Source organism: Shewanella sp. (genome assembly GCF_047975355.1).
In the GTDB taxonomy this organism is placed as follows: Bacteria; Pseudomonadota; Gammaproteobacteria; order Enterobacterales; family Shewanellaceae; genus Shewanella.
This window is the reverse complement of sequence record NZ_JBKEDJ010000020.1, coordinates 127,389-138,031: the sequence shown is the minus strand read 5'-3', so window position 1 is coordinate 138,031 and position 10,643 is coordinate 127,389. Positions and strand designations below refer to the sequence as shown.

Below are 10,643 nucleotides of genomic sequence, written 5' to 3'. Positions count from 1 at the left end.
TACTGATGCTTGCCGATGGCGATGCCAGCTTTACTAAGGCGCTCGGATTAGAGATGGATACTGCAGGCTTTGGCGGTGTGCGCTCACAACGTTATGCGATGATCATCAATGACGGCGTGGTGACGTTACTGAATGTTGAAGAACCAAAGTCATTTGAAGTGAGTAAAGACGAAGTGGAGTTGGCGGCACTTTAATGCCTGATTAAAAAACAATATGGGAGCCTAGGCTCCCATTTTAATAGGTATAAAGCTTAAGCCGCTCGGGCAGATACTGTGTTGGTGTTGGCTATGCCTAGGCTGGTCTCAATATCTTCCACGCTTTGCTGTACTTCTTGGGCAATCACTTCGCTCTGCTGTGAACTGGTTTGCGCTTGGTCTTTTAGGTTATCCATGCTGCGAACAAATTCATCGAGGTAATCGACCTGCTCCTTGGCGTTGAGTGAGCCTTGTTTGGCGGTATTGGCCATTTCACTCGCTTGATTTTGTACGGTTTGTGCCACATGCCATAGGCTCTGTGCCCGCTGTTTTTGGCTATCGGTCGCTTGGGCAATGCCATCGACACTCTCGCCGAGTGCGAGGTTAGATTGGGTGAGTTGATGCAGGATTTTCACGATTTCATTTAACGACACCTGAGTGCGTTGACTCAGGCTTCGCACTTCATCGGCGACCACGGCAAAACCGCGACCTTGTTCGCCTGCACGGGCGGCTTCGATAGCGGCATTCAGTGCCAATAGATTGGTTTGCTCGGCAATATTGCCAATCACATCAATGATTTTAGCAACGTCTGCCACTGAGTTATTCAGGCTTTCGAGCGAGGCATGGCAAAGGCCGACCGCCGTTTGTGTTTGTTCTGTGGCACTCAGCACGGCTTCGGCCTCGGTTTGGCTCGACTGCATTTGGCGCATGGTTTCGGCCGCGCTTTGTTCAACAAGGGCCGAGGTATGGCTGACCTCATTGGCTAGGCTGCGGATATGCTCGGTTTGCGACTGAGTGTCGGCGACTATGGTCTGAGTGTGTTCAGTGTGCTGCGACAGTTGGGTAATGCGCGCGACCAACTGACTTAAGGATTGAGAAACCTTAGTCATTTGTTGGCGTTGGAGTTCGTCTTCTTGCTCGAATCTGTGTAGCAATTGATTGAAATGGCCTGCAATTTGGCCGGTTTCGCAGCGGCGATTAATGTCCAAGCGTTCGCGACTGTTGGACTCGCTTAATTGCATAAAGGCTTGGTTGAGGCGTTTAAGGGGTTTAACCACTCGGTTCTGTTGCAGGATTAAATAGCCGATAGCAAATAGCGCCATAATAGAAACCATTGTATAAAGAATGACTTGTAACTCGTATTTAAGTTGTTGGTTTTTGGCGGCTTGCGCCTCACCGAGGGCGATAAGCTGTTGTTCAACCCTGCTAATGGCTTGAATTAACTGCTCTTGCATCTCCTGATTGGCTTGCAGCAGTTGGTGGGTGTTAGCGACTTCTTTATTGTATCGATTGGCAAGGCTTAGCAGCTCGCTGCGATCATTTTCGCCCACTTCAATTTGCTGCGGCTCACTCGCGCCGAGGGCAAATTCATCGGCTTCCAGCTGCTCGTACACACCGATTAACGGCAGGGCGTTCAGTCGGTCACGCCACTGGTTTAGCTCTTTGCTAGTGCTGTCGAGAATATTTTTAAGTTGCTGATTTTTATCGATGAGATAGCCGTCGGTGAGCTGTGATAATTGATAAACAATGCTGGGTAAGTCGCGGCTTAGTTGCAGATATTGTTCGGCCACAGTGGCATTTACGGCTAAACCTTTGTCGGCGTAACTGCTAAGCCTGCGGTTATAGTCGAGCATTTCGGATTCGGCGTGGGTCAGTAGTTGCCTTGGATTGCCCGCGAGTTTGCCGGCGGCGCGGTATTTGCTGTCTAAGTCTTGAATAAATTGGCTAAGGCCAGTTTGCAGCTCCTCATCGGTACTGCCCGCTGCGGCGAGGTTGAGTTCGCTGAGCTCAGTTTTAATCTTACTCAGTTTGGTTTTGGCTTCTTCGAGTTGGGTCGCATTGCCGCTGGCTAAATAGCCATCGAGATCGCGGCGTACCCCCACGAGGAAATCCTGTTGTAAACCTTGGAGCACTTGGGTTTGTTGTTCAATCTGTTGTCTTTGGTCGCTGCTCCACAGCACCACGGCTGCTAATAGTCCCGCAAGCAATAACAACAGCGCCGAAGCAGAGAGTGACAGCGTTGAAATCTTCATGATGCAATCTTCATTGGAAACTTTAGGAAGTTAACTGCCTAGAGTTTATGAATTTCGCGTGACATAAATATGACAACACTGAATGAGTGTTAGCCTTGTCATCCTAGATTGAGGAGTTATTCCAAGGGTAGCCAAACTTGGGCTTTTAAGCCGCCTTCGGCGCGATTAGATAGGGTGACTTGGCCTTGATGGCGGTCGATAATCCGTTTGATGATGGCGAGCCCTAGGCCCGAGCCGACACTGCCGCGTGCAATATCGCCTTGGGTAAATGGCTGAAACAGTTTGGGAATTTGCGACTCATCAATCCCTGGGCCATTATCCTCAACGCTAAAACCGATACGCTTACCATCAAATTGCGAGCTTATCCGCACCCAGCCCGAACCATAACGGAAGGCATTTTCAACTAAGTTGCTCAATACCCGCTTAATCGCCAGCCCTTGAAACAGGGCCTCGGGGCAGTCGGTCAGCATGACTTCAATTTCACCGTCACGGTTGGCTTCGGCCTGAGCAATATCTTGAATGAGTTTATTGATTTGTCCTGGCTCGCGGCTCGCTTCCTGATCTTGGCGAATATAGGCAATAAATTGGCTGATAATGGCATCCATATCTTCGATATCGTTGACGATACCGTCTTTAAGATATTGATCTTCTTCGACCATCATCTCTGAGGCGAGGCGAATGCGCGTCAGTGGCGTGCGTAAATCGTGGGAAATCCCCGCCATCAACAGGGCTCTATCCTGTTCGAGTTGCTTCATGCTGTGGGACATCTGGTTAAAGGCATTGGTTACCTCGACCAGTTCGCTGGAGCCTTTAAGCGGCAAGGGCTCGGGAAACTCACCGCGGGAAACTGCTATTGCGGCCTTTTGTAAGCGTCTAAGCGGCCTGTTTTGCTGGCGGGCAAACCACCATCCACCGGCGACACTGAGCGCACCGATCACCATTAAGTACAAGGTGAGTGGCGATAAGTCGGAAACGTTTTGCCCGATGAGTGGCACTTTAATCCACACCGAAGGCGCCTGCGGCGGGCGGATCCAAATTTGTAACACTGTGCCGTGGGTGACGCGAACTTCTGCCTCGCCACCTAGGTATTCCGACATCTGGGATGACCAAAAACCGTAGTAGGTGGCTTGTTCGATTCCCGCTTCGCGGGCCTGCTGCTGGTTATATACCTTCATGCCATCGTCACGGACTTTGGCATTGAGTGCATCGACTATGGTTAAGTGTTCACGGCCGATATCGATACCATCGACAAATAACAAATTGATTTGACGGGCAATTAACTGGTTGATTTGCTGATAACTGGGCTTTAACACATACACAGCCACAGTGACATAGGAAACCAGCTGATTGATCAATAGCAGACAACCAATCAGCATGACGGTTTGGCTAAAGGCGCTGCGGGGAAGAAAGCGCCACCAAAACTTAGGTTTCATAGTCGTGCCAAAACAGGTTCAGCAGCTGGCAAAAAGCGTGTCATCGACGGGCCGCACCGTCGGGCACAAACACATAGCCAAGACCCCACACGGTTTGGATATATCTTGGATTGGCGGGATCCTTCTCAATTAAACGCCGCAGGCGCGAAACCTGTACGTCAATCGAGCGCTCCAGCGCCGAATAATCACGGCCACGGGCGAGGTTCATCAGTTTATCCCGCGATAATGGTTCGCGTGGATGGGTGACTAACACTTTTAATACGGCAAACTCGCCACTGGTGAGTGTGATGGCCTCATCACCGTGGTACATCTCGCGGGTGGCTAAGTCGAGGGAAAACTCACCAAAGGTAATTTCGGCTTCTTGCTGCGCTGGTGCACCGGGTACATCCTGCACTTGGCGGCGCATGACGGCTTTAATCCGCGCCAATAATTCCCTGGGGTTAAAGGGTTTCGGCAGATAATCATCGGCGCCGAGTTCTAAGCCGATAATCCGGTCGACCTCATCGCCCTTGGCGGTCAGCATCACAATGGGAATCGTGCTGCCCTGTTGGCGCAGGCGACGACAGATGGATAAGCCATCTTCTCCGGGCAACATCAAATCGAGCACTATCAGGTGAAAGTTTTCCCGCTCTAATAAACGGTCCATCTGCTCGGCATTGGCCGCACTGCGTACCTGATAGCCTTGCTCCATCAGGTAACGCTCGAGTAGTGCTCGTAGGCGCATATCATCATCGACGACGAGGATTTTCGAGGTTTCTTGTCCCATGGGATGTCCTTAAATTGCTCGGATTATTGCTTTTATTCTTTATGCCGTCATACAACAAAGATTAACTGGCTGAAATTGAAAACGAATCTGCCAAGAATGTGCTTAATATAGCTGGATTCAATCTGAGCGACTAGCTCATGATGTAAACCAATAGCGGTTGAATACGGCTAATTGCCAACTCATGTTAATACTAAGCAAATGAAATTGCATGGGAATCATGACATTTATCTAGTATGTAACTGAAATTGTAACTAAATTGGCATTAACAACTTTTGGCGCATTTATCGCTGTAACGCGTAAGCTTTATGGCAAAAGTATTTTGATTAGTCCAGAATCATAACTCTATGATTATTCATTATTAGGTACATATGAACCTGTCGATGAGTTACAAGCAAGCCTCCAAATGGGGATTTTTCGTCTTGCTCGCGGGGCTGTTTTTCAGTGCCGTGCTCGCTTGGCAGGTGAGTCGCATCAATGCACAAACCATTTCGCAGGCGCTAGAAGAACGCGCGCAGCAGATCAGTGAGAATGTGATCAACCGGATTGCCCTGTACCAATATGGTCTAAGGGGCGCTCGAGGCATGATACTGACGGCGGGCGAAGATCAAATTAGTCGCGCCATGTTTCACAATTACAGCCTGACGCGGGATGTGGATGAAGAGTTTCCCGGCGCCCGTGGATTTGGCTTTATTAGGCGTGTCCCTAAAGAGCATGAAGCGCAGTTTTTAGCACGCGTAAAAGCGGTCGATTGGCCTGAGTACCATATTCGCCAGCTCAGCCCAAACGAAGGCGAGAAGTACTTAATTGAATATATTGAACCTCTCAACCGCAATAAGGCGGCGGTCGGTTTAGATATCGCGTCAGAGACCCACAGAAAAGAGGCGGCCGATCGCGCCCTGTTATCCGGGGAAGTACAGATTTCTGCGCCTATTACCTTAGTGCAAGCCACGGGTAAGCCACTGCAATCCTTCTTAATTCTGTTACCTGTTTACCGTACCAATGTTGTGCCCCAAACCCCAGAAGAGCGACTGGTCCAAGGGTTTGGTTGGAGCTATGCACCTTTGGTCACTACCGAAATTTTAACGGGTTTATCCCTCCATCAGAAAATGACCAAGCTGATATTAAGTGATGTGACAGATGCGAAGCAGCCTATCAATTTCTTCGAAACCCACGCCAATGATTTAAGCCCGCTATCGGATTACAACTACAAGTCCACTAAAACTATTTTTGGTCGGCATTGGCAATTTGACGTGATTGCTTATCCCGCATTTATTAAGTCATTGCACTTAAATAAGCCGAGTTTAATGTTGCTCAGTGGCAGCCTGTTTAGCGTGCTGCTGGCGGCGTTGATCGCCATGTGGTCTTTGAGTTTACAGCGTAAACAGCAGGTTCTAGCTGAGCAAGCGCGGCGAGCCAGTATGCTGGAGCACTCCCTCGACGGCATTATCAGTTATGACCTAGCCGGCAATATTACCAGTTGGAACCAAGGCGCCGAGCGACTCTTTGGCTATACAGAGGAGCAGGCACTAGGGCAGCCGAGCAGCGAGTTGATTGTGCCGCCCAGCATAGTACTCGAGGAGCAAGCATTATTTGCCGACGTGTTAGCCGGAAAAACCGTGCTTAATCGGGTATCGCGCCATCAACGTGCCGATGGGAGCAATCTATCGACCTCGACCACGGCTTTGCCTATTTACGATGAACATGGCGACATCGTTGGCTTGAGTCAAACCATACGGGATATCACGGCGCAGCAGGATGCCGAGCGGCATATTCTCAACCTCAACGCTAGTCTTGAGCGACAGGTGACTAAGCGCACCCAAGCATTACAGCATGCTTTACTCGAGAATCAGACGTTGCTCGATACTATTAACCAGCAGTTACATTACTCTGTCACCGATTTAGATGGGGTGATCTTAGATGTGAATGAACACTTCTGTCTGAACGCTGGTTATGCGCGCGAAGAATTAGTCGGTAAGACCCATGCGGTGCTTAAGTCGGGAGAGCACGATGCCACATTTTGGAAGGCAATGTGGGAACAGATTAAGGCGGGTAAATCCTGGCATGGGGAAATATGTAACCAAGGGAAAGACCAACAACTGAAATGGTTCGATACTGTGATTGGCCCAGTATTCGATGAGCATGGCAAAGTGGAGCGTTTTGTTGCTTTGCAAACCGATATTACCGAGCGTAAATTGGCGCAACTTGAAAAAAATCGGATTGCGACTCTCTTGACCAATGTGCTCGATGCCGCTTCCGAAATGTCAATTATTGCTACCGATACTCAGGGCGTCATCACCATCTTCAACCGAGGCGCAGAGCGTATGCTCAGTTATTCCGCCGAGGAAGTGATAGGTAAATTAACCCCTGCGCCAATTCATTTAGCCGAGGAAGTTGCCGCTAGAGCGGCCGAACTATCTGAGGAGTATGGGCAAACTATTCAAGGCTTTGACACTTTTGTCCATAAAGCGCGGGAAGAAGGCTCCGAAACTCGTACTTGGACCTATGTGCGTAAAGATGGCAGCCAATTCCAAGTGTCACTTTCTGTCACCGCGATGCGTGGCAGTGATGGTGAAATCCTCGGATACCTCGGGATTGCGGTAGATATCTCGCAAATTCTGGCCCAGCAAGAAGCCTTACTCACGGCGAGTAATCACCTCAGTAAGGCAGCGGAAGTCGCTAAGCTGGGGATTTGGAGCTGGAATCTGCTTGATAACTCATTACAGTGGAACGATCGCATGTTTGCGATTTATGACCAGCCAGAAAGCCTAAAGCAGCAAGGGCTTAGCTATGAGCATTGGCGGATGCGTGTCCATCCCGACGATATTGCTTATGCGGAAGAAAAGCTTAATGCCGCAGTGGCTGGAAACGAACAATATGATCCGATTTTCAGAGTGTTAACAACGAATGGCACAATCCGTTTCGTGCAGGCTGGGGCACAAATCGAGCGGGACCGTCACGGCCATGTTATCAGAGTGATAGGGATCAATGTCGATATTACTGCCCAGCGTCAATTAGAGGAAACATTGCGGGGGGCGAAACAGAGTGCCGATGCGGCCAACGCCGCTAAATCGACCTTTTTAGCCAATATGAGCCACGAAATCCGCACCCCCATGAATGCAGTACTCGGTATGTTGCAGCTGATGCAATACACCACTCTCTCGGTGCAGCAGCAGGGCTATGTAACTAAGGCGCAAACTGCGGCTAAATCATTGCTAGGGTTGTTAAATGATATTTTAGATTTCTCAAAAATCGATGCGGGTAAATTAAAACTCGACCCGCACCCTTGCTCGATTGAGTTGTTGATGCGGGATCTCGCCGTTGTACTGGCGGCCAATCATGGCAATCGCGATGTGGAAGTGATGTTCGATCTCGACTCGGCGCTGCCCGCTTGGTTGCTCGCCGATCAGTTAAGGTTGCAGCAAATTTTGATCAATTTAGCAGGCAATGCACTCAAATTTACGCCACACGGACAAGTGATCGTCGGGCTGGAATGCCTAAGCCATGAGGCCGATAGCGTCACTGTGCAGTTTTCGATTGTTGACAGTGGTATTGGTATCAGCGAAGAGCAAATCGAGCGGATTTTCACTGGTTTTGAACAGGCCGAATCTTCCACATCTCGCCGTTTCGGTGGCACAGGGCTTGGGCTTGCGATTAGCAAACGCCTCGTCGAGTTAATGGGCGGGCAACTGCAAGTCACCAGTAAAGTTGGTGTTGGTAGCCGTTTCTGGTTTGATCTGGTTTTCCCCGTGATGGAGGTGGAGGCTGAACCCCGTGTCGACTTGAGTGGTTATCGTATTTTGGTTGTCGATGATAATCAGATCACGAGAGAAATCTTATCGAAAATCCTCAGCGATTACGGCTGCGAAGTTGAAACCGCCTCGGGTGGCTATCAAGCCATTGAAAAAGTAAAACAAGCCACAGCCAATGCCCAGCAATTTGATGTGGTGTTGATGGATTGGCGCATGCCGGATATCGATGGTTTACAAACCGCAGAGATGCTGAAAAACGCTGGAACCAGCAGTTATACCCCGCTGGTGGTGATGTTAACGGCCTACGGTCATGAGGTCATTGCCGAGAGTCAGCATATCAACAACGTGCCTTTTGTGAACTTTTTAACTAAACCTGTGACTTCGCACATTCTGGCCGAAGCCGTGCTCAATGCTATCGAAGGCAAGACCATGGACGCCAATGCTAAACCTCGCTCACAGCGCCTCTTGGCGGGACTCACGCTGTTAGTGGTCGAGGATAATCAATTAAACCGAGAGGTGATCGACGAACTGCTCACCTACGAGGGCGCAACCGTTGTGCTGGCGGGTGGCGGTGTTGAGGGGGTGGCACAGGTACTCGAAAGTGGCGATATGTTTGATGCTGTGATTATGGATATGCAAATGCCTGATATTGATGGCCTAGAAGCTACGCGCCGGATCCGCGCCGATGGCCGATTTGCCCAGTTGCCTATCCTAGCTATGACGGCAAACGCTTCGCAGACCGACAAGCAGGAATGCCTCGATGCGGGCATGAACGCCCACGTGAGCAAACCCATAGATATGCAGCAGCTATTGCCGAATATATTGCGGCTGGTGGGGCGTGAGGCGGCACAGTTCGCTGAGAGTGAGTCGATGCATCTTGACGCTCAGCATAATCTTGAGTGCGAGACCTTACTCGACGATATTCGTTTGATCCTGCGCCGCTTTGGTGGCAATCAAGTGTTTTTCGAAAAAATGGCGAGCAGCTTTGCCCCTGAAATGACCAAACAGCTCAGCTTGTTCAAGCAATCGACGAAAACCTTTGATTACGCCACCACAGCGGCGATCAGCCATGCAATCAAAGGTATTGCCAGCAACTTTGGGGCGAGGCGTTTAGCCGTGCATGCTGCATTTTTAGAAAAACAATTTAAACAGGAAGGTTTAGAACTGCTGGAAATAAAACGCTGGACGGATACACTGGAATCCTTAATTTATCAAAGTATTGAACAGCTTTCTGGCTTTTTACCCAAGGCTCAGTTAAAACAGCCGCAATCGACCGAATCTGCAAACGGCGCTGTCGTGGATATGCAAAGTGTTCGAGCCGAGCTGGATAACTTGGCCTCCCTCTTACGGGAAAATAATTTAGAAGCTGTGACTCTTGTAGACAAACTCGCAAAACCGCTCTCACAGCATCCACAATGGACGGAGCTTAACGAACAGGTGCAATCCCTTGCCTTTACGCAAGCCTTAGAGACGTTGCGCACTATGATGTTGGAGGATGCCTAGTGTATTTAAGTGAATTAATGGCGACGCAGCAGGCCGTAAAGGGCAAGATTTTGATCGTGGATGATCAGCCACTTAACATCAAAATCCTGCACCAGCTGTTCCATGAAGAATATGAGATGTTTATGGCAACCAGTGGTGAGCAGGCGCTGCAGGTGTGCCAAAAGATGCAGCCCGATCTGGTGTTATTGGACATCGAAATGCCTGAGATGACAGGTTATGAAGTCTGCCAACGGCTGAAAGCCGATCCGACAACCACCAATATCGGTGTCATTTTTATTACCGCCCATTTTGATGAGATCGAGGAGGTAAAGGGCTTTCAACTCGGCGCGGTGGATTTTATTCACAAGCCAATTAACCCCATCATCACTAGTGCGCGGGTAAAAAACCAGTATCTGCTTAAGCGCCAAGCAGATGTGCTTCATTCCATCGCATTGCTCGACAGTTTAACGGGAGTTGCTAACCGTCGTCAGTTTGAGCAACGTTTACCCGAAATTTGGCGCCATTGCAGCCGTAATCAGGCGTATTTGTCCGTCATCATGCTGGATGTGGACTTTTTTAAACGTTATAACGACCGCTATGGTCATCAAGAAGGTGATCAATGTTTGCGACAGGTTGCCTATGCCGCGAAGGGCATGCTAAAACGCCCTAATGATCTTATTGCGCGCTATGGTGGTGAGGAGTTTATCTGTATCTTACCAGAGGCTAAGTTGTCAGGAGCCATGCGCCTCGCGCAGGCAATGGTGGATGCTGTGCAAGCCCTGCATTTAGAACATCTAGACTCTGAGTTTGGTGAGGTCACAGTGAGTGCTGGTATCGCTACTATTCAACCACTCGCCGAGCTAAGTTGGGAGTCTTTGGTTGAAGTTGCGGATCAGCAGCTATATATCGCTAAACATAATGGCCGTAATCGAGTCGTAGGTGTCGATATTGAACCGGCGCAATAGTCTTGTTTGAGTGTCTAGTAT

General features: G+C 49.5%; 6 protein-coding genes. 3 read left to right on the top strand and 3 right to left on the bottom strand.

Features of this window, described 5'->3' with window-relative positions; translation table 11 throughout:
• Positions 1–194 (top strand): redoxin family protein (locus tag ACK5NH_RS07950; RefSeq protein WP_416918994.1); only part of this gene is annotated, 194 nt, incomplete at its 5' end.
• 56 nt (positions 195–250) lie between these two features.
• Here ACK5NH_RS07950 and ACK5NH_RS07945 read toward each other — a convergent pair.
• From ACK5NH_RS07945 to ompR, 3 genes are all read right to left on the bottom strand, one after another.
• Positions 251–2,227: a methyl-accepting chemotaxis protein gene (locus ACK5NH_RS07945; protein WP_416918992.1), complete on the bottom strand. Its 1,977-nt coding sequence runs from the start codon at positions 2,225–2,227 to the stop codon at positions 251–253.
• Between the two features lie 116 nt (positions 2,228–2,343).
• On the bottom strand, positions 2,344–3,660 hold the full coding sequence (gene envZ / locus ACK5NH_RS07940; RefSeq protein ID WP_416918990.1) for a two-component system sensor histidine kinase EnvZ: 1,317 nt from the start codon (positions 3,658–3,660) through the stop codon (positions 2,344–2,346).
• 40 nt (positions 3,661–3,700) lie between these two features.
• Complete coding sequence (gene ompR, locus ACK5NH_RS07935; protein ID WP_011624532.1) at positions 3,701–4,426, bottom strand: two-component system response regulator OmpR; 726 nt, start codon at positions 4,424–4,426, stop codon at positions 3,701–3,703.
• A 368-nt stretch (positions 4,427–4,794) separates the two neighbouring features.
• On the opposite strand from ompR, the gene ACK5NH_RS07930 reads away from it, so the two are divergent.
• Both ACK5NH_RS07930 and ACK5NH_RS07925 read left to right on the top strand, forming a co-directional pair.
• The gene (locus tag ACK5NH_RS07930) at positions 4,795–9,678 is read left to right on the top strand and encodes a PAS domain S-box protein (protein WP_416918987.1); all 4,884 of its coding nucleotides are present in this window, start codon (positions 4,795–4,797) and stop codon (positions 9,676–9,678) included.
• On the top strand, positions 9,678–10,622 hold the full coding sequence (locus tag ACK5NH_RS07925) for a diguanylate cyclase (protein WP_416918985.1): 945 nt from the start codon (positions 9,678–9,680) through the stop codon (positions 10,620–10,622). The genes ACK5NH_RS07930 and ACK5NH_RS07925 overlap by 1 nt, the downstream gene beginning before the upstream one ends.
• Positions 10,623–10,643 lie beyond the last annotated feature (21 nt).